At 66.9% G+C, this 25117-nt stretch carries 28 protein-coding genes; 11 read left to right on the top strand and 17 right to left on the bottom strand.

Annotation, left to right across the window (positions count from 1 at the left end):
* The first annotated feature begins 205 nt into the window (after nt 1-205).
* Nucleotides 206-664: a post-PEP-CTERM-1 domain-containing protein gene (locus DSM104443_RS05005; protein WP_171090049.1), complete on the top strand. Its 459-nt coding sequence runs from the start codon at nt 206-208 to the stop codon at nt 662-664.
* A complete protein-coding gene (locus DSM104443_RS05010) occupies nt 654-2069 on the top strand; it encodes a PA domain-containing protein (RefSeq protein ID WP_171090051.1) in 1416 nt (471 codons plus the stop codon). Before DSM104443_RS05005 ends, DSM104443_RS05010 begins: the two co-directional genes overlap by 11 nt.
* A gap of 111 nt (nt 2070-2180) precedes the next feature.
* Here the strand turns inward: DSM104443_RS05010 and gcvA are convergent, their stop codons facing one another.
* Complete coding sequence (gcvA, locus tag DSM104443_RS05015; RefSeq protein ID WP_171090052.1) at nt 2181-3068, bottom strand: transcriptional regulator GcvA; 888 nt, start codon at nt 3066-3068, stop codon at nt 2181-2183.
* A gap of 94 nt (nt 3069-3162) precedes the next feature.
* Here gcvA and DSM104443_RS05020 point away from each other — a divergent pair, with 94 nt between their 5' ends.
* The 7 genes from DSM104443_RS05020 to DSM104443_RS05050 all read left to right on the top strand — a co-directional run bounded on the left by DSM104443_RS05020 (nt 3163) and on the right by DSM104443_RS05050 (nt 7823).
* Entirely contained in the window at nt 3163-3351 is a 189-nt protein-coding gene (locus DSM104443_RS05020; RefSeq protein ID WP_171090054.1) for a hypothetical protein, read from the top strand.
* Entirely contained in the window at nt 3348-3566 is a 219-nt protein-coding gene (locus DSM104443_RS05025) for a DUF2917 domain-containing protein (protein ID WP_171090056.1), read from the top strand. The genes DSM104443_RS05020 and DSM104443_RS05025 overlap by 4 nt, the downstream gene beginning before the upstream one ends.
* A complete protein-coding gene (locus DSM104443_RS05030; RefSeq protein ID WP_171090057.1) occupies nt 3566-4138 on the top strand; it encodes a cysteine hydrolase family protein in 573 nt (190 codons plus the stop codon). Before DSM104443_RS05025 ends, DSM104443_RS05030 begins: the two co-directional genes overlap by 1 nt.
* A gap of 39 nt (nt 4139-4177) precedes the next feature.
* On the top strand, nt 4178-5695 hold the full coding sequence (locus DSM104443_RS05035; RefSeq protein ID WP_171090059.1) for an amidohydrolase family protein: 1518 nt from the start codon (nt 4178-4180) through the stop codon (nt 5693-5695).
* Between the two features lie 4 nt (nt 5696-5699).
* Nucleotides 5700-6002 carry an antibiotic biosynthesis monooxygenase family protein gene (locus DSM104443_RS05040; protein ID WP_171090061.1) on the top strand — a complete coding sequence of 101 codons (303 nt, stop codon included), beginning with the start codon at nt 5700-5702 and terminating at the stop codon, nt 6000-6002.
* Between the two features lie 22 nt (nt 6003-6024).
* On the top strand, nt 6025-6882 hold the full coding sequence (locus DSM104443_RS05045; RefSeq protein ID WP_246232891.1) for an NAD(P)-dependent oxidoreductase: 858 nt from the start codon (nt 6025-6027) through the stop codon (nt 6880-6882).
* Nucleotides 6883-7010: 128 nt separating this feature from the next.
* On the top strand, nt 7011-7823 hold the full coding sequence (locus DSM104443_RS05050) for a hypothetical protein (protein WP_171090065.1): 813 nt from the start codon (nt 7011-7013) through the stop codon (nt 7821-7823).
* Between the two features lie 62 nt (nt 7824-7885).
* On the opposite strand, the gene DSM104443_RS05055 is transcribed toward DSM104443_RS05050, so the two are convergent.
* The 3 genes from DSM104443_RS05055 to DSM104443_RS05065 are packed head-to-tail and all read right to left on the bottom strand — an operon-like array spanning nt 7886 to nt 9515.
* Complete coding sequence (locus DSM104443_RS05055; protein WP_171090067.1) at nt 7886-8530, bottom strand: gamma-glutamylcyclotransferase; 645 nt, start codon at nt 8528-8530, stop codon at nt 7886-7888.
* Nucleotides 8503-9135, bottom strand: coding sequence for a pyridoxamine 5'-phosphate oxidase (gene pdxH / locus DSM104443_RS05060; RefSeq protein WP_171090069.1), 633 nt, complete (start codon nt 9133-9135; stop codon nt 8503-8505). Before pdxH ends, DSM104443_RS05055 begins: the two co-directional genes overlap by 28 nt.
* Entirely contained in the window at nt 9132-9515 is a 384-nt protein-coding gene (locus tag DSM104443_RS05065; RefSeq protein ID WP_171090071.1) for a VOC family protein, read from the bottom strand. The genes pdxH and DSM104443_RS05065 overlap by 4 nt, the downstream gene beginning before the upstream one ends.
* A gap of 83 nt (nt 9516-9598) precedes the next feature.
* Between DSM104443_RS05065 and DSM104443_RS05070 the strand changes: the two genes are divergently transcribed.
* Together DSM104443_RS05070 and DSM104443_RS05075 are read left to right on the top strand one after the other, a co-directional pair.
* On the top strand, nt 9599-10360 hold the full coding sequence (locus tag DSM104443_RS05070) for a class II aldolase/adducin family protein (protein ID WP_171090073.1): 762 nt from the start codon (nt 9599-9601) through the stop codon (nt 10358-10360).
* Nucleotides 10361-10554: 194 nt separating this feature from the next.
* Nucleotides 10555-11256: a ribonuclease activity regulator RraA gene (locus DSM104443_RS05075; protein ID WP_171090075.1), complete on the top strand. Its 702-nt coding sequence runs from the start codon at nt 10555-10557 to the stop codon at nt 11254-11256.
* Nucleotides 11257-11318: 62 nt separating this feature from the next.
* Here the strand turns inward: DSM104443_RS05075 and DSM104443_RS05080 are convergent, their stop codons facing one another.
* The 13 genes from DSM104443_RS05080 to DSM104443_RS05135 all read right to left on the bottom strand — a co-directional run bounded on the left by DSM104443_RS05080 (nt 11319) and on the right by DSM104443_RS05135 (nt 25109).
* Nucleotides 11319-12677, bottom strand: a complete 1359-nt coding sequence (locus DSM104443_RS05080; RefSeq protein WP_171090077.1) for a di-heme oxidoredictase family protein — start codon at nt 12675-12677, stop codon at nt 11319-11321.
* Nucleotides 12678-12896: 219 nt separating this feature from the next.
* Nucleotides 12897-13784 (bottom strand): 50S ribosomal protein L3 N(5)-glutamine methyltransferase, encoded by an 888-nt coding sequence (gene prmB / locus DSM104443_RS05085; RefSeq protein ID WP_246232514.1) that lies wholly within the window; start codon nt 13782-13784, stop codon nt 12897-12899.
* Complete coding sequence (dapE, locus tag DSM104443_RS21820; protein ID WP_246232520.1) at nt 13781-14911, bottom strand: succinyl-diaminopimelate desuccinylase; 1131 nt, start codon at nt 14909-14911, stop codon at nt 13781-13783. The genes prmB and dapE overlap by 4 nt, the downstream gene beginning before the upstream one ends.
* Complete coding sequence (locus tag DSM104443_RS05090) at nt 14865-15206, bottom strand: Mpo1-like protein (RefSeq protein ID WP_212756949.1); 342 nt, start codon at nt 15204-15206, stop codon at nt 14865-14867. Before DSM104443_RS05090 ends, dapE begins: the two co-directional genes overlap by 47 nt.
* Nucleotides 15207-15208: 2 nt before the next feature.
* A complete protein-coding gene (locus tag DSM104443_RS05095; protein ID WP_171090084.1) occupies nt 15209-15745 on the bottom strand; it encodes an Mpo1 family 2-hydroxy fatty acid dioxygenase in 537 nt (178 codons plus the stop codon).
* A gap of 4 nt (nt 15746-15749) precedes the next feature.
* Nucleotides 15750-16676: an RDD family protein gene (locus DSM104443_RS05100; RefSeq protein WP_171090085.1), complete on the bottom strand. Its 927-nt coding sequence runs from the start codon at nt 16674-16676 to the stop codon at nt 15750-15752.
* A gap of 17 nt (nt 16677-16693) precedes the next feature.
* Nucleotides 16694-17854: a PilT/PilU family type 4a pilus ATPase gene (locus DSM104443_RS05105; protein ID WP_171090087.1), complete on the bottom strand. Its 1161-nt coding sequence runs from the start codon at nt 17852-17854 to the stop codon at nt 16694-16696.
* A gap of 27 nt (nt 17855-17881) precedes the next feature.
* Nucleotides 17882-18703 carry a 2,3,4,5-tetrahydropyridine-2,6-dicarboxylate N-succinyltransferase gene (gene dapD / locus DSM104443_RS05110; RefSeq protein ID WP_171090089.1) on the bottom strand — a complete coding sequence of 274 codons (822 nt, stop codon included), beginning with the start codon at nt 18701-18703 and terminating at the stop codon, nt 17882-17884.
* Nucleotides 18700-19305, bottom strand: a complete 606-nt coding sequence (locus tag DSM104443_RS05115) for an adenylate/guanylate cyclase domain-containing protein (RefSeq protein ID WP_171090092.1) — start codon at nt 19303-19305, stop codon at nt 18700-18702. The genes dapD and DSM104443_RS05115 overlap by 4 nt, the downstream gene beginning before the upstream one ends.
* Entirely contained in the window at nt 19302-20522 is a 1221-nt protein-coding gene (gene dapC, locus DSM104443_RS05120) for a succinyldiaminopimelate transaminase (RefSeq protein ID WP_171090094.1), read from the bottom strand. The genes DSM104443_RS05115 and dapC overlap by 4 nt, the downstream gene beginning before the upstream one ends.
* Before the next feature lie 232 nt (nt 20523-20754).
* The gene (locus tag DSM104443_RS05125; RefSeq protein ID WP_171090096.1) at nt 20755-21813 is read right to left on the bottom strand and encodes a class I SAM-dependent methyltransferase; all 1059 of its coding nucleotides are present in this window, start codon (nt 21811-21813) and stop codon (nt 20755-20757) included.
* Nucleotides 21814-21820: 7 nt separating this feature from the next.
* Nucleotides 21821-23656, bottom strand: coding sequence for a glycosyltransferase family 2 protein (locus DSM104443_RS05130; RefSeq protein WP_171090098.1), 1836 nt, complete (start codon nt 23654-23656; stop codon nt 21821-21823).
* Nucleotides 23643-25109, bottom strand: coding sequence for a glycosyltransferase family 4 protein (locus tag DSM104443_RS05135; RefSeq protein ID WP_171090100.1), 1467 nt, complete (start codon nt 25107-25109; stop codon nt 23643-23645). The genes DSM104443_RS05130 and DSM104443_RS05135 overlap by 14 nt, the downstream gene beginning before the upstream one ends.
* Nucleotides 25110-25117: the final 8 nt, after the last annotated feature.

The raw sequence follows: 25117 nt of genomic DNA on the forward strand, positions 1-25117 counted from the left end.
TAAGTCACGACTGAATCACCTCGCTATTCCGCTGTAGGACAGGGATGCGAGGTGATTTTTTTTGTTCGCCGGGTATCGACACGTTGCGCCGACAAGCGCTAAATGTGTCGCCCGCGTCACGCGAAGACGTGCCCGGGTATCCGCAGGCGACGGCCGTGCGCACCGGCTAGCCATCCGCAGCTCTCGACACAATTGGGGGTCACTGATGAGTGCAGTAAAACAAATCCACCCGTTGCTGGGTGCAGTCCTGTTGGCCTGCGCGCCGCTTGCGCACGCCGACACGTTGCAGTTGCCGAACGTCCGTATCGTCACTCCGAGCGATGCGCAGCGCACCGCGATGTCCCGCTGGGACTCGCAGGCGCCCGCTCCCGCTTTCCGCGCATACAAGGATCCCGTTTCCGGCGTGCTGGTCGACCAGTCTCCGGAAGAAGCCCTGAAGGCGTCGGGCACCCAGTCCAAAGCGGCCGCGCGTTCCGCGCCGCCGATCACGTTCACTTCTCCGAAGGGCGGCGTGATCATGTCGCTCGACGACAGCGCGATGTCCAACTCCGTGGTCACCCGCGATGCCAGCGGCCGCCCTGTCATGCAGTGCGTGACGGGTACCGAGGCGGCACTCGACGTGCTCACCCGCAAGACCGTGAAGGAGGACCGCCATGACCATTAAGAAACTGATGGCGGCGCTCTTCGCCACGGCCGGCCTGGCGGCGCTTCCCGCCTCCGCGGCCAACATCTTCATCGTGAACTTCGATGGCCCCGGCGAAGGCTTCAACGATCCGACGCCCGCGGCGCCGGTCGGCGGCAACCCGGGCACCACGCTCGGCGAGCAGCGGCTGAACGCCTTTGCGTACGCGGCCTCGATCTGGGGTGCCAACCTGCAGAGCACGGTGGACATCTACGTCGGTGCGCGCATGGATCCGCTCGCGTGCGACGCAAACTCCGCGGTGCTGGGCTCGGCCGGTCCCACGTTCGTGAACCGCGATTTCCCCGCGGCTCCCGGGCAGGGCACGGTCGTGGCCGGTCACTGGTACCACATCGCCCTGGCCAACAAGCTCGCCGGCGAGGACTTCGTTCCCGACTTCGTCCACATCAGCGCGCGCTTCAACTCCGAGCTGGGCAAGCCCAACTGCCTCGCGGGCTCGCCGTTCTACCTGGGCATCGACGGGAATGCGGGCACGCTGATCGACCTCTCGACGGTCCTGCTGCACGAGTTCGGCCACGGCCTCGGGTTCTCGACGACGACCAACGGCACGACGGGCGCCTACAACGGCGGCTTCCCGAGCATCTACGACAAGTTCGCGTACGACAACGACGCGAACAAGGCGTGGAACCAGATGACGGATGCGCAGCGCGCCGCTTCGGCGCTCAACTCGCGCCGCCTCGTCTGGACCGGGCTCAACACCTGGGTCTCGGCGCTCTTCACGCTGGACTTCGGCACGCCGCAGCTGCAGATCACCAAGCCGTTCTCGATCGCCGGTCTTTACCAGGTCGGTGAAGCCGCGTTCGGCGCGCAGCTCGATGACAAGCGCGTGGAGCAGAAGGTCGGGCAGGTCGTCGACCAGACCAACGGTACGGGGCTCGCTTGCACGGCGCTCAGCACGGCCAACGCCAAGGCGGTGAAAGGCAAGGTCGCGCTGGTGGATCGCGGCGTGTGCGGCTTCGCGGTGAAGGCGAAGGTCGTGCAGGACGCAGGCGCGAAGGCGATGATCGTGGTCGAGAACGTCGACGTGACGCCTCCGGCCGACATGGCGGGCGTCGATGCGACGGTGAAGATCCCGTCGGTTCGCGTGACGCTCGCCACGGGCAACGCCATCAAGGGCGCGCTCGCCGGCGGAGACGACGTGAAGGTGCAGCTCGAGATGAACTGGCTGCAGCTGCGCGGCGCCGATCGCCTCGGCCGCACGATGCTCTTCAACCCGAAGCCGTTCCAGCCGGGGTCTTCGATCTCGCACTGGGACACGAGCGCCGAGCGCAACCTGCTGATGGAACCCTTCATCAACGCCGACCTCACGCACTCCGTGAAGCCGCCGAAGGACCTGACGCTGCCGATGCTGAAGGATATCGGCTGGTAACTTCGTAGTTCATGAATAAAGGGGTCAGGACAACTTATTCGAAAAAAGAAGCGTACGAATAAGTTGTCCTGACCCCTTTATTCATTTGCAGCACCTTGGCAACGCGGCCTTCTACTTCTCTTTGGTTTTCAGCTCGCTCTTCATCCAGGCTGCGAAAGCCTTGATCTTCGCGGACTCGGCGAGCTCCTTCGGATAGACGATCCAGTAGGACTCCTTCGTCGGGATGGCGAGCGGGAAGAGCTGCACAAGGCGGCCCTGCTCGATGTCGTCGCCGACCAGGGAGCGGCGCGTGAGGGCGACACCTTCACCGCGGATGGCGGCCACCAGCGAATAGCTCGCATCGCTGAATGACGGGCCGCCCAGCGGAGCCTCGAGCTCCACGCCCGCGGCCTCGAACCATTCCTTCCAGTAGTCGCGGTCCTCGCGGATGATGCGCAGCCCCAGCAACTCCTTCGCCTTCTTCGGCAGCCGGCCGCGGTTGAACTTCGGGCTCGCCACCGGGAAGCACTCGTCGCCCAGCACGCGCTCGCAGACCAGCGGCGGCCACGGGCCCGGGCCGAAGCGGATGCCCACGTCCACGCCGTCGGCCGCGAAGTTGGCCATGGCGCTGTTGGCGAACACGTTCACCTGGATCTCGGGATGCGCCTCCATGAAGCGGAAGAGTCGCGGCATCAGCCAGCGCGAGGCGAAGGAGGGCAGGACGCTCACGGTGAGGCTGTTGCCGCGCCGGGCATCGCGCGCCACATCGGCGGCCATCGCGATCTCGGTGAGCGCCGCACGGATGCGCTCGGCGAACACGCGGCCTTCCTGGGTGAGCGTCACGCGCTTGCCATGGCGGTGAAACAGCGCGGTGCCAAGGTGCTCCTCGAGCGAGCGCACCTGGTGGCTCACCGCCCCGTGCGTGAGGTGAAGCTCGTCGGCGGCCTTCGAGAAGCTCTCCAGGCGCGCGGCCGCCTCGAAGGGGCGGAGCGTAGCCAGCGGCGGCAGGCGTTGGGCCATATGTGAGCCGAATTATCAAGGAAACGCAAAAGATATCGTTTGGCACGCCGGGGGGCAAGTGCCAATAATGCTCACACTTGTATGGAGGTTTCCCATGGATTGCCCCTGCTGCCCCGAAGCCCACGCGTTTGCCAACCGGCCGCGAACGCCCGTCTCCCTCTGGGGACCGGTCGCGATCATCGCGCTGGTCCTGGGTGCGGCGACGGTCGCCAGCGCCCTCACCACACCCGATGCGCGCGACATGAAGCAGCGCGTCGTGCCGACGAACGGGAGGGCCCTGTGAGCACTTGCCGCGAGATGACGCTTCGGGACGGCGAGATCCTCAGTCTTTCGCATGCGCGGGGCCGGGAGATCACGGTGCTCGCCGGCCGCCTCTGGATCACGGAGGAGGCCTCCAACGACGACGTGTGGCTCGAAGCCGGCCAGCACGCCAATCTTTCCGGCGACGGCCTCGCGGTGATCGAATCCGTCGGCGCGTCCTGCGTGGAGATCCATTGATGAAGAAGACGCCCGCGCTGCTGCTGATCGACATCCAGAACGACTACTTCCCCGGCGGCCTGATGGCGCTGGAGGGCATGGAAGCGGCCGCGGACAAGGCGGCGCAGCTCCTCGCGGAATTCCGCGCGCGCGACTGGCCGCGCTTCCACATCCAGCACGTGTCCACGAAGGCGGGCGCGACGTTCTTCCTGCCCGGCTCGGCCGGCGTGGAGATCCACCCGTCCGTGCAGCCCGCCGACGAGGAGCCGGTGGTGATGAAGCATTTCCCCAATGCGTTTCGCGACACCATGCTCTTCGACGAGCTGTGGCAGTGCAACGCGCGGGAGCTGGTGATCTGCGGTGCGATGAGCAACATGTGCATCGACGCGGCCACGCGGCATGCCGTGGACTTCGGCCTGCCGTCCACCGTGATCCACGATGCGTGCGCCGCCCGGACGCTCACGTTCAACGGCCGCACGGTTCCCGCCGCCGACGTGCATGCGTCGTTCATGGCCGCGCTCACCGTCTACGCCCGCGTCACGACGCTCGAGGAATGGAAGCGCTCCCTGGAAGCCTCGAAGCTCGCCGCATAGGCGCGGAGTAATATCCTCCCGACACTTCCGGGAGGTCCCATGGGTTTCCTCACGCAGGACGAGATCGACGCGCTGGCCCCGGCGGAATCGTCGCTGTTCCGCTCGCCGATCCCGGTGCAAAGCGTTTCCTCCGACGAGTTCGAGCCGTCGCGGCAAAGCGCCAAGCAGCGCGAGTTCGAGGCGCGCGTGAAGGCGATCGGCTCCGAGCTCGCGAAGCACCAGGGCATGAGCCGCCGGCGCTTCTTCACCACCGCGGGCGGCATGGCGGCGGCCTTCGTCGCGATGAACGACACGCACGGGCCGTTCTACGCGGTCTCGCGCGCCGAGGCCGCCACGCCCGAGATGGCGCAGGCGCGGGCCGACACACTGAAGGACCAGTTCGTGATGGACATGCACACGCATTTCCTTCGCGACGACACGCGCATCATGACCTTCGTGCGCCAGCGCGAGGCCGTGGGCAAGGCCGGCTGGAACCCGGCGCTGGCCGGCAAGCCGCAGACGATCGAGGACCTGAAGTTCGCCAACTACTTCAAGGAGATCTTCCTCGACAGCGACACGAAGGTCGCGTGCATCAGCGGCTCGTACTCGGAGGATCCCCGCGATTCCTTCCTCACCAACGAGATGAAGTTCGACGCGCGCGCCCGCGTGAACAAGGAGGCGGGCACGAAGCGCATGTTCTCGCACGCCATCTTCACGCCCGGGCAGGACGGCTGGCTGGAGCGCGCCGAGCGCGAGATGGAAACGCTCAAGCCCGATTCGTGGAAGTGCTACACGATCGGCGACAACACCAACAAGCACCTCGCGAAGCATCCGTTCCGCCTCGACGACGAGAAGCTCCTCTACCCGTTCTACGAGCGCCTGGTGAAGTGGAGCAAGGACAACCCGGGCCTTCGCAACGTGTGCGTGCACAAGGGGCTCTTCCCGCCGTCGATCGAGAAGCAGTACCCGCACCTCTTGGGCTACGCCACGGTCGCGGACGTGGGCAAGGCCGCGAAGGACTGGCCGCAGCTGAACTTCATGATCTACCACTCGGCGTATCGCTTCCCGGGCGGCGGCACGGCGGAGGATGCGTGGGCGCAGCTCCAGCGCACCGGGCGCATCGAGTGGGTGAACGACTTGGCCGACATCCCCGCGCAATACGGCGTGAGCAACGTCTACGCGGACCTGGGCCAGATCTTCGCGCAGAGCACGATGGCCGATCCGCGCGTGTGCGCCTTCCTCATGGGCTCGCTGGTGAAGGGGCTGGGCGCGGATCACGTCGTCTGGGGCACGGACGCGATCTGGACCGGCTCGCCGCAATGGCAGATCGAGGCGCTGCGCCGGTTGGAGATTCCAGAAGACATGCGCAAGCGCTACGGCTTCGCGCCGCTGGGTGCGGCCGACGGTCCGGTGAAGCGCGCCATCCTCGGCGACACCAACGCGCGGCTCTATGCCTTCACGCCGAAGCAGCGCACGGCGCTCGCCGACGACCGCGTCGCGTACTTCCGCAACGTCTATGAGCGCGAGGGCGGCGCCCGGACCAACCTCGCGTACGGATACACCCGCAAAGGAGCCTGACCCGATGGTGCTCACCGTCTTCCGCAACCGCCTGCGTCCCGATGCCGGAGAGGAGTACGGCACGACGCTCGAACGCATGCTCGAGATCGTCCGGTCGATGCCCGGCTACATCCAGCACAAGGTCTACATCGCGGGCGACGGCGAGCGCTGCACGATCGTCGAGTTCGACACCGAGGAGCACCAGCGCGCGTGGTCCACGCACGCCGAGCACATCCAGGCGAAGCAGAAGGGCCGCGAGAGCTACTACAGCGAGTACCACCTGCAGGTGTGCACGGTGCTGCGCGACACGCGCTTCCCCAAGGCGTGAGCCGCTCCTGAAGACCGTCGGCATCGTCGGGACCGGGGCGATGGGCCTCGGCGTGGTCCGTGCGCTGCTCGGCAAGGGCTTCACCGTTCGCGCGCACGACATCGTGGCCGCGCGGCAGGCGATGGCCGTGGAGCTCGGTGCGGTTGGGTGTGCCAGTGCTGCCGAGGCTGCGCGCTCGTCTTCAGTCGTCATCACGCTCGTCGTGGATGCCACGCAAACACGCGACGCGCTCTTCGGGAAGGGCGGCGTGCGCGAGGGCCTCATGGCCGGCGCCGTGGTGATGATGTGCAGCACGATCGCCCCCGCGGATGCCGAATCGATCGCGGCGGAGCTGGCGGGCACACCGATGCTCGATGCTCCCATCTCCGGCGGCCCCGCACGCGCGCACGCCGGAACACTCTCCGTGATGGCTGCCGGCAGCGAGCCCGCGTTTGCAGCGTGCGAGGCCGTGCTGGCCGCGATGTCGGCGAAGTGCTTCCGGGTGAGCATGCGGCCCGGCGATGGCTCGCGCATGAAAGTCGTCAACAACATGCTCGCGGCCGCGAACCTCGCCGCGGGGTGCGAGGCGATGGCGCTCGCCGAGAAGCTGGGCCTCGATGCGAAGCAGGTGCGCGACGTCGTCAACGCCAGCTCGGGTGGCAGCTGGATCTTCACAGACCGCATGGCCCGCGCGCTCGAGGGCGACTTCACGCCGCACGCCGCCGCGCGAGTGCTCACCAAGGACGTCGGCCTCTTCACCGACGTCGCACGCAGCCTCGGCCTCGAAACTCCGATGGCCGATTGCGCACGCGAGATCTTCCTCGACACCGTGCGTCGCGGTTACGCCGAGGAAGACGACGCGGCCGTCCTCAAGCGTTACCGGGACCTCTACGAAAATTAGCGGGAATTAGGGTCAGACCACCATTTCTCCAGGCGTGTGAAATTGAAATGGTGGTCTGACCCTAATTCTTGGCACGTCACTTGCAGCTCTACCGGAGGGAAATCATTCACCTTCGGAAGGAGTGCACCATGCGTCAGCAACGGCCTACGACCCTCATTCTCGCAGTCTCACTCGCGTTGTTCGCGAATGCCGCGCTCGCGCAACGCGCCACCACTGGCGGCGGAGCACGTGTCGGAGGCGGGACCGCAGCGGTGGCCGCCCCCGGGGCAGCCGCCAACGCGGCCACGAACGCAAACGCATCGACGAGTGCAAACGCCTCGACGAACGCAAACACGGGCACGCAAGGCTCGTCCACCGGGATCGTCGCCAACACGAGCGGCGGCAACCAGGTTGTGTTCGGCGTTCCCGCGAACGGCACGCAGGGCAGCAACACCGGCAACGGCACGAATCCGCAGCCGAACCTGACCCAGGGCCAGACCACGGGCACGTCGAATGGAACGACGACCGGCACCTCGAACGGCTCGACGACGGGCACCTCGAATGGCAGCACCTCCCCGGGCGTCGTGCCCTCGGGCGTTGCGAACCTGCAGGCGCGGCTCTTCGACTCCAACGGCAACATGCTCACGGACGCCAACGGCCGTGCGCTGCTGACCGATGGCGTGAGCGTGATCGGCGTCGGGCCCGCGGGCGTGGGCTTCGATGGGGCCACGATCGGCGTCGATCCCAGCCAGGTGGTCGTGGCGAACGCCATGCTCGCGCCGACCACGGTGACCGGCACCACGGCGATCACCCCGGAGCTGGATCGCGCGACGCGCAAGGAGCTCAGCAAGGCCAGGCAGGCCTCGCGCAGCAACAAGCAGCTCCTGACGAGTATCGCGCCGCGGACCAACGTCGACCGCACCGACCAGATGGCCGACGACCCGCTGCCCGTTCGCTACTAAGAAGGATTTTCGCGCCGGCGGAAAGATGTTCCACGCGCCCGCCGGCGCGACTTCGCGGAGTCCTACGGATCGAGCCGGGCGCGAACGAGATTCGCGAGCTGTTCCACGCGGGAATCCCGGATGCCGTGCTCGCGAAGCGTCTCGGTGGTCTTGAAGAGATAGTCGTGCGCGGGTCCGTAACGGCCCTTGGCACTTGCAAGCGCGTTGACCATCACGTCGGTCGGCAGCTCACCGGAGTAGCCCGAGCATTCGCGGTTCACCGTGAAGGCGAGGGCATTCACCCGCTCCGCGCCGACGACACAGTTGAGCCACTTCGGGCAATACGAGCCGTACGACATCTCGCGCTTCCAGATGCCGTGCATCTCCTCTTGCACGCGATCCGGGGCGATGCCGTAGACCAGGCCCCTGCAACTGCCGCCGCGCTCCAGCGTGAGCACGAGGCCGGGGTTGTCGGGAGTGCCGCGGTTCAGGCGCGACCACACGCGGAACGAGCGGTGATAGCCGCGGATGGTCGCGACGTGCCTCGCGTCCCACGAGAAGCTCGGATTCCACATCAGCGAGCCGTACGCGAAGATCCAGAAGGGAGTGCCGCGCTTCCAGGGGCCGAGCGCCTCGCGAAGCGAAGCGAGGAGCTCCGTGGGCGTGAGCGGGTCGGCGGGCTTCGGCCCGTACGACAGCGCTACGGCGCGAGACGGCGAATTCGCCATTCACTTCCTTCGCGCGTGTACGCGACGCGGTCGTGCATCCGGCTGGGCCGACCCTGCCAGAACTCGTACGCATCGGGAACGACCCGATAGCCGCCCCAATGCGCCGGGCGTTCCGGCGAGAGGCCGTGCTCGTCCTCGAGCTCGCTCCAGCGCTTCTCCAGCCACGCGCGATTCTCGATGGCCTCGCTCTGCGGGCTTGCGAGCGCCCCGATGCGCGAGCCGAGCGGGCGCCTGTTGAAGTACGCGTCGGAATCCGCGGCGCTCACTTTCACGACCTGCCCCTCGATGCGCACCTGGCGCTCGAGCTCCTTCCACAGGAACGTGAGCGCGGCGTACGGGTGCGCCGCCAGGTCGTGGCCCTTGCGGCTTTGGTAGTTGGTGAAGAACGCGAGACCCTCGGGCTCGGCACCTTTCAGCAGCACGATGCGACCCGCGGGACGCCCGCGCTCGTCCACGGTGGAGAGCGTCATCGCCGTGGGCTCGGGGAGTTGCGCGGTGAGCGCTTCGGAGAGCCACGCGAGGAATTGCGCGAGCGGATCGCGCTCGACGGCGGCTTCGTCGAGCGTCTTCAGCGCATAGTCCTTGCGAAGGTCCGCGAGGTTCATGGGTAGTTCGAGACCTCGACCAGGTTGCCGTCGGGGTCGCGGAAGTAGACGGATTGGATCGGTCCCGTGGCGCCGGTCTTCTCCACCGGCCCCATGATGATCGCGACACCCTGGGCCTTCAGGTGCGCTTGCACGTCGGCCAGCGGCGTGAGCGTGATGAGGCAGAGATCGATCGCGCCCGGACCCGGCTTGAGCGCCTTGGGCTCGAACTCGCGCCCCGCCTGGTGGAGGTTGAATTTCTGCCGCCCGAACGCGAGCCCGCGGCGCCCGCCCGCGAACGTGACGGGCTCCATGCCCAGGACCTGCTGGTAGAACGCGACCGTGCGCTCCACGTCGTGGCACGTGAGGACGATATGGTCGATGCGGTCGATACTGAACATGGCGTGGGCCTGGGTCCGATTTTCGCTAAGCTAACCGTCATTCTACGAAAAACGGGCCCAAGACCCCAATCGGAGGCAATTCGATGGATACGATCCCCAGCGTGAAGGAGCAGGTTTCGGCCGCCGAATGGGCGGTGCGGACGGATCTCGCCGCCGCCTACCGCCTGGTGGCGCACTTCGGATGGGACGACCTGGTCTTCACCCACCTGTCGGCGCGCATCCCCGGCCCCGAGCACCATTTCCTCATCAACCCGTACGGCATGCTCTTCGAGGAGATCACGGCCTCGAGCCTGGTGAAGATCGACCTCGCCGGCAAGAAGGTGATGGCCTCGCCGTTCGACATCAACCCCGCGGGCTTCACCATCCACTCCGCGGTGCACGAGGCGCGCGAGGATGCGCAGTGCGTGATGCACCTGCACACGGTCGACGGCGTCGCGGTGTCGTGCCAGAAGGAAGGGCTGCGCGCGATCTCGCAGCAGTCGCTCTTCCCGCTCTCCAACCTGTCGTACCACGGCTACGAGGGACTCGCGCTCAATCCCGAGGAGAAGGTACGCCTCGTGAACGACCTCGGCCGCAACCACTTCATGATCCTGCGCAACCACGGCCTGCTCACGTGCGCGCCGAACGTCGCCGATGCGTTCCTCAACATGTACATCCTGCAGAAGGCTTGCGAGGTGCAGATCCGGGCCCAGGCGGGTGGCGGGGATTTGATTCCGGTGCCCACGCCGATCATCGAGGGCATCCGCAAGAGCGCGGATATCGTCATGAAGCAGTCAGGCGGGATGATTGCCTGGCCGGCGTTACTGCGGATGCTTGATCGCAACAACGCCGGCTGGAGGCATTGAACGCGGGTTATTGAAGGGCGAGGAGGGGGAGGAAAGGCGGAGGATAGGGAGGAAACCTTCTTTCACCGTGACTGGCCTTCTCTCCACTTCGCGATCCCGCTATCTTTTCCTCTCCACCCTCCGCTTTTCCTCCCCATCCTCCCCCATAAAAACGGCGTCTCTCTTTCACGTCCTACCTTCCATAGAGATCCAGAATGTCCCTCGATCCGAAAATCGTCGCCACGCTTTCCAAGGTCACCACCGCCACCCTCACGACGCTGCTGCTGAAGAAGGGCCTTCGCAATGTCTGGATGCGCGGCACGCGCCCCATTCGCGCGGGGCAGCCGCGTCTCGTGGGCAAGGCATTCACGCTGCGCTTCGTGCCCGCGCGGGAAGACCTCGCGACGCCGGAATCGTGGTCGAAACCAATCTCCACGCGCGGCGCGATCGAGGCGATGCCGGAGGGCTGCATCGTGGTGGCCGACGCGATGGGCACGACGGATGCGGGCATCTTCGGCGACATCCTCTGCGCGCGCATGGCGAAGAAGGGCGTGGCCGGGCTCATCACCGATGGCGTGGTGCGCGACATGGCGGGCGTCCTTTCGACCGGCCTGCCGGTGTGGTGCCAGGGCGCAGCGGCACCGCCTTCCGTGGCGGGCCTCACGTTCGTGAACTGGCAGGAGCCGATCGGCTGCGGCGGCGTCGCGGTTTTCCCGGACGACGTCGTGGTGGTCGACGACGACGGCGCGGTGCTGATCCCCGCGGCATTCGTGGACGACATGGTCGCCAACGCTCCGGAGCAGGAGCGGATGGAAGGCTGGATCATGGAAGAAGTCGGGAAGGGGGTTGCCCTTCCCGGCCTCTATCCGATGAACGCCGAGACCAAGGCGCGCTACGAAGCGACGAAGAAGAAATAGGCCCCCGCTTTCGCGAGGGTGACGTTCATCGCTTCGTCGTCCCCGCGAAGGCGGGGACCCGGCTACAGCGACCGCAGGAAGTTCAGCACGTCCTGCTTCAGGCGCTCCGGCATGTCGTTGAAGTCGTTCACCACCTGGTTGGCTTCGGAGGCGTTGCCGTCGCGCGAGCTGCCGCTGCGGTGCGCGGCGACCGCTTCCAGCAGGTCGTTCGTCCGGCCGTCATGCAGGAAGAAGATCCGCTGTCCCAGCCCCCAGAGCGGAGCGGTACGGAACTCGGACCCCGTCGCCGCGCCTTGCGAAACGCCATCCGCCAGCCCCGGCCCCATGTCGTGCAGCAGCAGGTCGGAGAACAGGTTGGCGTTCTTGTTGCGCAGCGCCGCGACGCCGGAATTGGCCGTCTTCAGGCTCGCCGTGTGGCACAGCGCGCAGCCGACGTTCGAGAACGCATCGCGGCCGCGGCCGATGGAGTCCGCCCCGCCCGGCGTGCTGGCCGAGGGCGTGGGGGGCGCCAGGAACCGCTGGAACACCGCGAACTTCTCGATCGCGCCGACGGCATCGAGTGGCACGACGGACTCCGTGTTGATGATGTCGTTCGGCACCGTCGCGAACTGGCACGACGCCGACTGGTCACGCTCCACCTGGAAGAGCTCGGTGGTGATGCCCATCTCGACGTTGTAGGCCTCGCCCGCGAACAGCAGGAGCGACTGGTTCTGCGCCTTCCAGCCGAAGCGCGAAATGGTGCCGTCGTTGCCGTTGCGATTCACCTTCCCCCTGATGCCTCGCGAGCGTTTCGCATCGGAGTTTGAAGACCGGTTCGCGAGGATCGCCGAGTCGGGAATCTGCTCCATCAACCCGGCGCCGAACACCGGCGTGGGAATCCGGAAGCTCACGTTGCGGTTGCGTACCGCCGCCTCGAAGTCCGGTTGTGCGAGGCGGCAACCGGGTGCGGCGGGACTGCCCGCGATCGTGAACAGCGCATGCACGCCGCCGTCGGGCGATCCGTCGGGGTTCTTCAGGAAACGCGCTTCACGGATGGGTCCGCTGGCGCTGAGGAACGATGGAATGCGATTGGTCATACCGCGGCTGCTCGCAAACGCAACCTGCGGATTGACCGCGGGACTGGTGCCTCCGATGGCTGGTTGCGAGTGGCACCCGCCGCAGCCATCGAGGTTCATCGTGGGGCCGAGCCCTTCGTCGATCTCCTCGACTTCCGAGAAATCGAGCTTGCCTGAGTTGAAGAAATCGATCTCCTTCGCCGTGAGTCCGGTGAGAGGCGCTCCCGCGCCTGCGGGCCCGCTCCGCACGCCGGGATCGCGCGCGCGGAAAGTATTGGAGATCGTTTGGGGAGAAGCGATGTCGGAATAGAACATCGCCGTACCGAGCACTGCAACCGCGGGGATGACTAACGATAGCTTCCTCATGAGGTGGCGCTCCCTCTTCTGGTGTATGTGCGCCGTGGATTCCGGTTTCTTGTGGGTGGGTTAGCACGCATCACGCGTGCCACTTCGCCATTGCGCATGGATTCAACGGGTTGAATTGCGAACGGCAATGCCATTCGTCGTGCGCGAGCGACAGCGAAATATCGCCTGCGCGCTATGGCGTTGAATACGTGGAGAACAATGCGTCGCTGGAACGTGACGCTAAAGGGCGAGTTCTTCCCTGCGCAGCGTGAACACGTAGCCCGCACCGCTGCTCGTTTCCGGCCACTTGAACGGCAGCCGCGGGAAAGCGCGCTCGAGCGCCTTGCGGTTGTGTCCGATTTCGACCACCAGCATTCCGCCGGGATTCAGGTGCGCCGCCGCCTCGCGCAGGATGGTGCGCGTGTGGTCGAGGCCGTCGCGGCCGCTCGCCAGTGCGAGCGTGGGCTCCGCGCGGTATTCGGCCGGCAGCTTCTTCATCGAAGAAGCCTTCACGTACGGCGGGTTCGAGAGGATGAGGTCGTAGGTCCGCTCGCCCAGCGCCGCGAAAAGATCGGAACGCACGAGGCCGATGCGCCGCGCGAGCCCGTAGTCGAGGATGTTGCGCTTGGCGACGTCGAGCGCGTCCTGCGAGAGGTCGGCCCCATCCACCTTCGCGCCCGGGAACATGAGCGCGGCGAGGATCGCGAGGCAGCCGGAGCCGGTGCAGAGGTCGAGCACGGAGCCCACCGACTCGCGGTTCGGGTGGCCGAAGAACGTCGGCAGCTCGTCCCAGCGGCGCGGCTGCATCCACTCCGCGATGAAGGAGCGCGGCACGATCACGCGCTCGTCCACGTAGAAGCGGTGCTCGCCCAGCCACGCCTCCTTCAGCAGGTACGCCGCGGGCTTGCGCGTGGCGATGCGCCGCTCCACGAGCGCGCGGAAGGACTTCACCTTCGCGACCGTCGGCGTGTCGGGCAGGTGCTCGTTCAGCGAGTCGAGCGGCAGGCGAAGCGAATGCAGCAACAGCCACACCGCCTCGTCGAGGACATTGGTGGTCCCGTGGCCGAAGGAGACGTCCGCCTTCTCCAGGCGCGCGACCGCCTCGTCGAGGAGCTCGCTGACCGTCACAGGAGCAGGCCTTCGAGGGACCGGCGATAGACCTCGGCGAGGGGCTCGATCTCTTCCAGCGCCACCGCCTCGTTCACCTTGTGGATCGAGCGGTTCACCGGGCCGAACTCCACCACCTGCGGGCAGATGTCGATGATGAAGCGTCCGTCGGACGTGCCGCCGGTGCAGTTGATCTCCGGCGTCACGCCCGAGACCTGCTTCACCACGCTCGTGAGCGTGTCCACGAGGCGCCCGCGCTTGGTGAGGAAGGGCTTGCCGCCCAAGATCCACTCGAGGCCGTAGTCGAGGCCGTGGCGGTCGAGGATCTGCTTCACGCGCGCCTGGAGGCCCTCCGGCGTGCTCTCCGTGGAGAAGCGGAAGTTGAAGTCGATGCGCACCTGGCCCGGGATGATGTTCTGCGCGCCGGTGCCGGCGTGGATGTTGGAGACCTGGAATGTGGTGGGCGGGAAGTGCGCGTTGCCCTTGTCCCATTCCGTGGCCACGAGCTCCGCGATCGCGGGCGCGGCGAGGTGGACGGGATTCTTCGCGCGGTGCGGATAGGCGACGTGGCCCTGGATCCCCTCCACCGCGAGCTTGCCGGTGAGCGTGCCGCGCCGGCCGTTCTTGATCGTGTCGCCGAAGACTTGCGAGGACGAAGGCTCGCCCACGATGCAGTAGTCGATCGTCTCGCCGCGGCGCTTCAGCTCCTCCACGACGCGCACGGTGCCATCGACGGCCGGGCCTTCCTCGTCGGAGGTGATGAGCAGCGCCACCGAGCCGGGATGCGCCGGATGGTCGCGGACGAAGCGCTCGGCGGCGGTCACGAAGGCGGCGATGGCGGTCTTCATGTCCGCGGCGCCGCGGCCGTAGAGCTTGCCCTCGCGGATCGTCGGCGCGAACGGATCGGAGTGCCACTTCTCGACCGGCCCGGACGGCACGACGTCTGTGTGTCCGGCGAGCACGACGAGCGGCCTCGCGGTTCCGTGGCGGATCCACAGGTTCGTGACGTCGCCATGCGCCATCACCTCGGGCTTGAAGCCGAGGGGGGCGAGGCGGTCGATCAGGAGTTGCTGGCAGCCTTCGTCGGCCGGTGTTACGGACTTACGCGCGATCAGCGCCTTGGCCAGCTCTAGCGTCTCGTTCTTCAAAAGGGATTTTTCCGGTCAGCAGTTGCCAGTACATCACCCAGTCGCCCAAGAGGCTGTAGCCGGGGTACTTGAAGGTCGCGGGGCGGTTCTTCTCGAACGCGAAGTGGCCGACCCAGGCGAAGCCGTAGCCCGCGACCGGCACCAGCGCGAAGATCCACATCCTGCCGGTGAAGAGCGCCGCCACGATCAACGCCAGCACCAGCGTGCTGCCGGCGAAGTGGAGCTTGCGGCACGTGGGGTTGCGGTGCTCGGAGAGGTAGTAGGGGTAGAACTCCCGGAAGGTGGCGTAGGCCATGGTCATGCGGTCGGCGAGGTGCCGTCGCTGCGGCGCGCGACGGTGGGGCCCACGCGGTCTTCGATGTAGCGGCGCAGCTCCGGCTTGGCGCCGAAGAGGAAGAAGGCTTCGGCGAGCACGAAGAGCGGTCCGATCAGGAGCTGCTTCACGTCATCGTAGAAGGCGGGCTTCATGCCCTCGAAGTAGTGGCCCCAGTACTGCAGGGCCCAGCCGACGACGAAGATGCCGAGCGCCCAGCCGAGCGATTGCGGGATGCTCTCGCGCGCCGTGATCTCGCTCGCCCCGGCGCACATCAGGAGCAGGATGACGGCCATCGTGATGCCGAGCATCTTGTCCAGCGCGACGTAGTAGACGATCGCCGCCGCGGTCGTCAACACCGCGAGCGGAACGACGATGGAGCCGAACGGGAAGGTCACCGTGTTCAGCGCCAGCACCACCGAGAACACGATCAGCGGCACGCCGACGAAATGCGTGGCGATATTGCGACGGTCGCGGTGGTAGGCGGCGTATTGGGTGAGGGTCTCGTGGATCGATTGCATGGCGTCAGCTCCGGCAGTTTGGCGGCAGGAACCTCGATTTGATGCCGCCGGGCGAGCAGGTCCAGGTGACGGGGTTCGCCGCGTCCGCGGTGAACAGCACCTCGCCTTCGCCGACGGAGGGCGGCATGCCCCTGGGCATCACGCCGATGACGACCTTCGGGCCTTGCACCGAGAGGCGTGTCGCGCCCACGTTAGGCGACATGGGTTGGACGAAGCCCGCCTCCTCGAGGGTGGCGGGGAGCTTGCCGTTCTTCGCGTGGAACTGCTGCACCGCGGACTTCGCGGCGTTGCCGGTGGCGACCACTTCCACCATCTTCGAACGCGACAAGTAGTCCTGGTAGGCGGGAATCGAGATCGCCGCGACGATGCCGCCCCACATCGGAAGCGGGCCCAGCAGCACGATCATCACCCACACGCCCCAGGTGAGCTTCATGGTGCCGCTGCCGGCCGCGGCTTCCTCCGGCGACGCATCCTTCCGGACGACCAGGGTGCTGGCCATCATGTCGTGCAGGGCCTGCTTGCGCTCGGTGAAGGCGGCCATGACGAAGCCGACCAGCAGCAGGACCGCGGAGACCCAGGCGGCGAAGTGGCGGCCCGTGGCGCGCAGGAAGCTGATGCGCTCGCCTTCGAGATCCGTCACCTTGATGCCGAAGGCCATCTTCCCGAGCGTCGCCTGGCGGCTGCTGCTGTGCATCAGCGAGTAGTAGAGCCAGGCGAGGGCGATGCCCACGAGCGTGGCCAGGAGGTCGAACCCCGGCTTCATCGTCACCAGGCCGAACGTGATCGCGAACGAGATGACGTTCACCAGCACCGCGTCGAGCCAGTAGGCGGAGAAGCGCCGCCAGAAGCCGGCGTAGATCGCTTCGCCCGAGTCCTCGGCGGCGAGCCGGGCCTTCGGCGGATTCCAGGGCGATGCGGTGGTGGTGCTCACGGCGCGCGAGCCCGGCCTCAGCCGAACTTCTCTTCGGTCTCTTCGGTGATCTTGAAGCCGCCGAAGCCGCCGGCGGAGGTCATCGAAGGCTGCTTCGCCTTCTCGCTCGCCATCGGCATGATCCCGGAGTTGCCGAGCAGCAGCCCGAGGTTGGTGGCCGAATCGGCGTTCATGAGCGCTTCCTCGGTGGAGATCTTGCCGCTGCGCACCAGGCGGAAGAGATCCTGCTCGAAGGTCTGCGAGCCGGGCGACATGGACTTCTCCATCGCCTCCTTCACTTCGCCCACTTCGCCTTTCTCGATCTGCTCCTGCATGTTGCGGGTGTTGAGCAGCACTTCGACGGCCGGCGTGCGGCCGCCCTCGATCGTCTTCACCAGGCGCTGCGAGATGATCGCCTTCAGCGACACGGCGAGATCCTGCAGCAGCATGGGGCGTACTTCCAGCGGGAAGAAGCTGATCACGCGGTTCATGGCCTGGTAGGCGTTGTTCGCGTGCAGCGTGGACAGGCACAGGTGGCCGGAGAGCGCGTACGTGAGGGCCATGCGCATCGTTTCCTGGTCGCGGATCTCGCCGATCAGGATGATGTCCGGCGCCTGGCGCATCGCATTGCGCAGCGCCTCGTGGAAGGCGAGCGTGTCGTTGCCGACTTCACGCTGGTTGAAGATGGCCTTCTTGGGCGTGAAGACGTATTCGATCGGGTCCTCGATCGTGAGGATGTGGCCGGGCCCCTGGTTGTTGCGGAAGTCGAGCATCGAGGCGAGCGTGGTCGACTTGCCGGACCCGGTGGCGCCGACCACGAGGATCAGGCCGCGCTTTTCCATGATGAGCGAGGAGAGCACCGGCGGCAGGTTCAGGCTCGCCATGCTCGGGATGTCGCCCGTCACGAAGCGGATCACGACGGAGACGGCGCCCTTCTGCCAGAACATGTTGACGCGGAAGTTGCCGATGCCGGGCATGGGCTTCGCGAAGTTGAGCTCCCGGTCCTTCTCGAAGGTCTCGATCTGGCGCGGGGTGAGCATCTCGTACGCGATCTTCTTGCACTGCTCCCCGTCCATGGGCGCGGGGTTGACCGGCATGATCGTGCCGTTGATCTTGATGCTGAGCGGGGAACCCGCGGAGATGAAGATGTCCGACGCCTTCTTCTCGGACATCAGCTGCAGGAGCTTCTCGATGAACATGGAAAACGTGCCTCCGTGTAGACCCCTCTAGTCGCCGCGCAGCAGCTCGTTGATGCTTGTTTTTGCTCGCGTCTTGGCGTCGACCTGCTTCACGATCACCGCGCAATACAAACTATACCGTCCTTCGGGGTCGGGGAGGTTGCCGGAGACCACCACGCTCCCGGGGGGGATTTTGCCGTAGCTGACCTCGCCCGTCGCGCGGTTGTAGATCTTCGTGCTCTGCCCGATGTAGACCCCCATCGAGATCACCGAGCCCTCGCCGACGATCACGCCCTCGACCACCTCGCTGCGGGCGCCGACGAAGCAGTTGTCCTCGATGATCGTGGGGTTGGCCTGGAGGGGCTCCAGCACGCCGCCGATGCCCACGCCCCCGGAAAGGTGCACGCCCTTGCCGATCTGGGCGCACGAGCCCACGGTGGCCCAGGTGTCGACCATCGTGCCCTCGTCCACGTAGGCGCCGATGTTCACGTACGAAGGCATGAGCACCACGTTCTTCGCGATGAAGGCGCCGTGGCGCACCGCGGCGGGCGGCACGACGCGGTAGCCGCCGGCGGCGAAGTCGGCCTGCGTGTAGCGGGCGAACTTCGAATCGACCTTGTCGAAATAGTGGGCGTAGCCGCCCTGCATGATCTCGTTGTCGCGCAGGCGGAAGGAGAGCAGCACGGCCTTCTTCACCCACTGGTGGGTGATCCACTCGCCGCCCTGCTTCTCGGAGACGCGGAGCTTGCCGGCATCCAGTTGCGCAATGACGGCTTCCACGGCCTTGCGCAGGTCCGCGGGGGCGTTGTCGGGGTTGAACTCGGCGCGCTTTTCCCACGCGCCATCGATGGCCTGCTGCAGGTCGGTCATTTCGGATTCCGGTGCTGGACGTTGAAGGTCTGGAGCTCGAGCCCCGAGATCGAGAACTGCTGCTCGGAGAACGGGTGGGGGAAGGCGGCGCCGAGGCGCGCTCGCGCTCCCGGGGTGAGGAGGATCTCGCCGGCGCGAGCGAGGTCCTCGCCCAGCTTGAAGGCCGTGTTCACGGTGTCGCCGAAGCAGCGGCAGCCGTCCACGAAGAGGAAGCGGCCGAAGTCGATGCCGATGGCCACCTCGATCATCTGGCCGCCGTCGGGCTTCATCTGCAGCTCGAAGGCGCGGTTCATGGCGATACCCGCATCGACGGCCTGCGGCACGTCCGGGAACACCGCCATGAGGTTGTCGGCGTGGAACTCGACCAGGGCCCCGCCGTGTGCATCGACGATGGGCTTGGTGATCACCTGCATGCGGCGGATCAAGCCGAGGTAGCTCAGGATGCCGCTCCGGCGCACGGTGAGCGAGAAGTGGCTCATGTCGAGCGCCATCACCGCGCGCTCCACGCCGAAGCGCTCCCAGATCTGGGCCTCGAGCGATTGACGCTCCGCCTCGCCCGCGTTGGGCAGGCGGTCGATGAGGGCGAAGAACTCGTCCCTCATCCGCGCGAGGCGACCGCCGCGGGCTTGCGCGCGCGGACGAACTGCGCGATGCGCTTGCCGGATTCGACGGCATCCTCGACCGTGGAGACGAGTGCGATGCGGATGAAGCCGCGGCCCGGGTTGGTGCCGTGGGCGTCGCGCGAGAGGTAGCTGCCGGGCAGCACCATGATGTGCGCCTCGGTGAAGAGGTCGCGCGCGAAGGCTTCGTCGTCGCCGCGCACGTCCGCCCAGAAGTAGAACGCGGCGTCGGGCATCGTGAGGGGCAGCACCGGATTCACGAGGTCGCGGAAGGCGGCGAACTTCTCGCGATAAAGGCGGCGGTTCTCCAGCACGTGCGCCTCGTCGCCCCACGCGGCGACGGAGGCCGACTGCACCGTGTTCGACATCGCGGTGCCGTGGTACGTGCGATAGAGCAGGAAGTCCTTGAGGATCGCGGCGTCGCCCGCGGCGAAGCCCGAGCGGAGGCCCGGCGCATTGGAACGCTTCGACAGCGAGCCCATGGCGACCAGGCGCGGGTAGCCCTCGCGGCCGAGCTGCTTCGCCACGGCGAGCGCGCCCACCGGCGGCTTCGACTCGTCGAAGTAGATCTCGCTGTAGCACTCGTCGGAGACGATCACGAAGCCGTGCTTGTCGGAGAGCTCGAAGAGCCGCTTCCATTCGGCGGCGGTCATCACGCGGCCGTTGGGATTGTTCGGCGAGCAGGCGAAGAGCAGCTTCGTGCGCTTCCACACGTCTTCGGGCACGGAGTCCCAGTCGGCGGCATGGTTCTGCGCCGCGAGGGAGTTCACGAAATACGGCTGGGCACCGCCCAACAGCGTGGCGCCCTCGTAGATCTGATAGAACGGATTCGGGCACACGACGTACGCGTTCTTGTCGGCCGGATCGAGCACCGCCTGCGCGATCGAGAAGATCGCCTCCCGGCTGCCGGTCACCGGGATCACCTGTGTTTCCGGATCGAGCGTGCCGAGGCCGTGGCGCTTCGCGATCCACTTAGCCATCGCTTCGCGCAGCTCCGGCAGCCCCTTCGACTGCGGGTAGCGGGCGAGGCCGCCGAGGTTCTTCGTGACCGCATCCTTCAGCAGCGCGGGCGTCGGATGCTGCGGCTCGCCGATGGACAGGTTGATGAGCGGCACGCCCTTCGGGGGCTCGAGGCCGGCGAGGTTGGTGCGGATGCGTTCGAAGGGGTAGGGCTTGAGGAGGCCGAGGCGGGGATTCATCTTTGAATTATAAATCTTTGCGGCCTGCGGCCGTGCTTGGGACCCCTTGAACCACGGAGGCACGGAGACACGGAGGGCCACGGAGGAATACTGGAATGAACATGAACTGGGTGCGGCGATGACTATTGCACGACAGTCGCCACTGCATTTCAAGAATTTCTCTGTGGCCCTCCGTGTCTCCGTGCCTCCGTGGTTCAAGGGGTCCCAAGCACGGCCGCAGGCCGCCAGGAAACTAGCCCCGAAAGAAATCGCGCACGCGGATAAACGGAAGTTTCAGCCACCAGCGGAACCCCCGCCGCCGGGAAAGCTCCCGGTCCTTCTCCTCAATCGCGCGGTCGCGCTGCGAGATCTCCCGATTGAGATCCGCCATCTCCACCAGCCGCCGCGTCAGCTCGTCGTTCACTTTCGCGAAGTCCTTCTGGAACGCGATCATCGAGAGGTTGCGGTCGCGCACCTCGTTGGCCAGGCGTTCGCCGTTGCGCACCGACGACTCGAGCATGCCCATCACCTTCACGTAGTCGCGGTGCACCCAGTCGTCGCGGTCGGAGAGCACCGAGAGGGCGCCCGGCGTGGCGGCGACGGAGGCCGCGTCGCGGCTCGCGGCGACGATGAAGTAGAGCGGATTGGAGACCGCATCCGAGGCTTCGGCCGGATTCGTCTCGTCGATCTCGATCACCTGGGCGGCGCTGCCGGCGACGGTCTCGGGGCTGATCACCGAGAAGAACGATGGCCGCTGGCCGTACCACGCGATGTGCGGGAAGTGCGTGCCCACGAGCTGCGCCAGCTCCGCGCGGTAGAGCTCCTTCACGTGGAATTCGTTGTGGTAGTCGCGCTTGTCGGTGTATTCGAGCTTGTTAGGGCAGGACATCAGCAGCACGCCGCCGGGCTTCAACACGCGCGCGAGCTCGGCCAGGAACTCCTTCTGCTCGGTGATGTGCTCGACCGTCTCGAAGGAGATGGCGAGATCCACGCTGGCGTCGGCGAGCGGGATCCGCGTGCACGAGGCGCACTTGAACGTGGTGTTGGCGAGGCCTGCGTAGACGCGGTTCGCGTGGTCGATCGCCTGCTCGGAGATGTCCAAGCCGGTCACGTGCGCGGCGGTGCGCGCGAGCAGAGCGGAGCCGTAACCCTCGCCGCACGCGATATCGAGCACCACGCGGCCCGCGGCCCAGCGCGAGGCGAAGTGGTAGCGGTGCCAGTGCTCGATCCAGATCTCGCCTTTCGCGCCGGGCACGAAACGCTCGCCGGTGAAGGGGAGATCGGGTTCCTGGGGTGTCTCGGGTGCGTTCACCGGGCGATTATAGGATGCGGCGGCGGCGGAGGAAGCGGCCGACGGGGGCGCGCCAGCGCGCCACCCACGAGAGCGCGCGGTTGCCGCCCACGAAGCGGCGCAGGTCGTTGCGGGTCACCATCATCACCGCCTGGCTGCGCACGAAGGTATCGGCCATCTTGGAGATGTCGCGCGGCGAGAGCGTGATCAGCAGCGCCTCCTGCCGCCGCAGCGCGTCCGAATAGGCGTCGTCGAGGAGCGCCTGGCGCTGCGCCGCGGCACGCGCGCCCGCCGGCACGCGGTACTTCGACGTCGTCTTCTCGACCATCGCGAAGTCGTTCTCGAGCGTGTAGCGCGTCCAGAGGTTCCAGTCCTCGAGCTGGTCCATGTCCTCCGCGAAGCCGCCGTACTTCTCGAAGAGGCGCTTGCTGAACATCACCGCCTGGATCGGGAGGTAGTTGTGGTGCCAGAGGGTCAGCCGGTCGAACGGCTGCTTGTGGCGGGTCACGTGCATCAGCTCGTCGTAGGCGTCGTTGCCGTTGCCCGAGAACTCCGTGTGCGTCTCCCACGCGAGGCTGTAGGCGCCGGCGAGACCGGTGCGCGTCACGGTGTCGACCAGCACCTCCACATGGTCGGCGAAGAAGACGTCGTCATCGTCGAGGAAGTTGAGCCACTCCCCGGTCGCGGCACCCATCGCGGTGTTGCCCGCCCGCCCGCGCCCGACCCGGCGGCGCGTCGCCTGGTACTTCACGTCGAGGCGCTCCGCGAACTCGGCGGCCACCGCCTCGCCCGCATTGCCGCCGCCATCCTCCACGACGACGACCTCGAGGTTCGGGTAGGTCTGGTTGGCGCACGACGCGAGCGCCTCGCGCAGCATCGCCGGGCGATTCAGGGTGCGGATGAGGATGGAAACCTTCGGTCGAGGCGGCGCATTGCCGTCGCGCACCGAGCGGAACTCGAGGAACGCGCCGTCGCGATGCATCTCGAAGCCCCAGCCGACGAACTTCGGCCGGAAGGTCCGCGTGGGCTTCACGCGCGTGAAGGCGAAGTGCGGCGCGTGGTAGAGGAAACGGAAGCCCGTCTTCACCAGGCCCCAGCGCCGGCCGGGGAAGCTGTTCGGCGCGAGGATCTCCGCGAAGAGCATGGCGAGGCCCTGCGCCATGCGCGCGACACCGCCGAAGCGAAGCCGGATGCTCAGGCTGCCGAACACGCCGCCGAAGACCTGCTGCGGCTTCACCTCGTGCGCGCCCTTGTACGTCTGGTGGACGACGCCGGCGCGCGGCACGTAGCGCAGCTTCCATCCCAAGGCCCGCAATCGCCAGGAGAGGTCGACGTCCTCGGCGTACAGGAAGAAGCGCGGGTCGAACCCGCCGGCCTCGTCGTAGGCGACGCGGCGGAAGAGCGACGCCGCGCCGCTCACCCACGGCGGCTCGAGCGTGATGGGGTCGTATTCCTTCGGATGCTCGTAGGGGATCTGGCGCATCTCCCACGCGGCACATTGGCCGTCGCTGTCGCGATCCACCGCCGCGAGCAAGGCCTCGAGCGCTCCGGGCTCCAGCACGCAATCCTGGTTCACCACCAAGAGCCACGGCGCACGGCCGCGGGCTGCGTTGGCGTTGTGGCCGCGGCCGAAGCCGAGGTTGGTGGCGGAGTGCTGCACCTCGACGAAAGCGAATGCACCGCCCGCCTGCAGCTCGGGCAGCGCCTGGATGCGCGCGGCCGCAGCGGCGTCGGCGCTGTTGTCGTGGACGAGGACGTTCAGCCGGACGGCGGGCGAAACGGATTCGGCAAGGCTCGAGAAGAGCTGGTGCAGGAGCGCCAGGTCGGGATGGAACGTGACGACGCTGACGTCAATTTCGCGCATCGAGGATCTTCTTCAGCAGGAGCTTGCGGACGAACTCCGGGAGGAGGTCGAACGCGTCCTTGTGGATCTGCAGCTGCACGATCTGCTGGCCGAGGTCGCGGCGCTGGGCCACCTCGCCTTCGAGCTCGCCCTTCAGGCCCTCGATGTCGCGCTCGAGCTTCGCCATCCATTCGCGCGATTCGCGCTCGAAGGTCTCGGTGCGTGCGCGTTCGCCGTCGAGCGCGGCCTTCACCTGCGCGTACTCGTCGGCGAGGCGCACGAGCTCCTGGCGGAAGATCGAACCGTCGAGGTTGGCCGCGAGCAGCCGCTGCAGCGCCTCGCCGTCCGCGGCCTCGGGCGCCGCGGGGTCGATCGCGAAGCGGCGGTAGAAGGCGTCGAGGGAGCGGGCCATGTCGTCGAGCGCGGGGATGCGCGAGGGATCGGGACGGGAGAGCGCGGATTCTACCTCCGCGAGCCCCGAAGGACCGGTGTGCGCGAAGAGGTGGCGCAGCCGCGTGGCGACTTCGTGCGCGTCGAAGCCCGGTTGCAGCAACCAGCCGCAGGCGCAGTGGCGCACGCGCTCGGCGAGCGCGCCCAGCGGTGCTGCGAGCACGGGCAGCCCGGCCGCCCACGCATCCGAGAGCGCGTAGCTGAAGCTCTCCTCGACGCGATTGGGGAAAAGCACGAGCTGGGCCCCGTAGGCGCGAAGGAGCGCGCCTGTCTGCGCGTCGTCATAGGCGCCATGCACGAAGAGCCGCCCGGGCACGCGCCATCCCGGAAACAGCTGCCGGTCGAGATAGCCGATCACCACCACGCCAATGTCGGTTCCTTCGAGGTGCGCGGGCAGCTCCTCGAGGAGTTCACTGCCTTTGTGGGGACCGATCGCGCCCAGCACGGCGACCACATGACGCGGACGATGCGCGAGGAACTCGGCGCGCGCCTCGGCCTTTCCATCCACGGGCGGCGCCGAACCGTTGGGAACGACGGCAACTTCGAGATCGGGGATGTGCTGCCGCGCCTTCGCCGCCATGAACTCGGAGGGCGCGAGAACGGCGGCAGCGTCGCGAAGCTCGGCCGTGGTGCCGGCAAGCCATTCGGCATTCGGTGGCGCATCCGCCTCGACGTCGAAGGCATCGGGCCGCAGGAAGAGGACGTCGTGCAGGGTGACGATGCGCTTCACTCCGAGCGCTTTTGCCGCTTCCAGCGCCCGGGCCCGGGGCCGGGGGTGGCTGGAGTGAAGGTGCACGATACTCACGCGCTCGGCGCGCAGCGCGGCAGCCAGTGCTTTCGGATTTTCGTTGATGCGATGCGGATCCATGGTCGCGAATCGCTGCCCGGGTGTCTCGATCACCTCGGCCTTGTCGCCGACATGCCAGACCAGGTGACGTCCCGGCACAGCGCGCGCGATGTCTCGCAGATGGCGGTCTACGCCGCCGCCAAAGAGACTCGTGACGTGGAGGATCGTTGCGGGCAACGGACGAA

The sequence above is a fragment of the Usitatibacter rugosus genome (genome assembly GCF_013003965.1).
Classification (GTDB): domain Bacteria; phylum Pseudomonadota; class Gammaproteobacteria; order Burkholderiales; family Usitatibacteraceae; genus Usitatibacter; species Usitatibacter rugosus.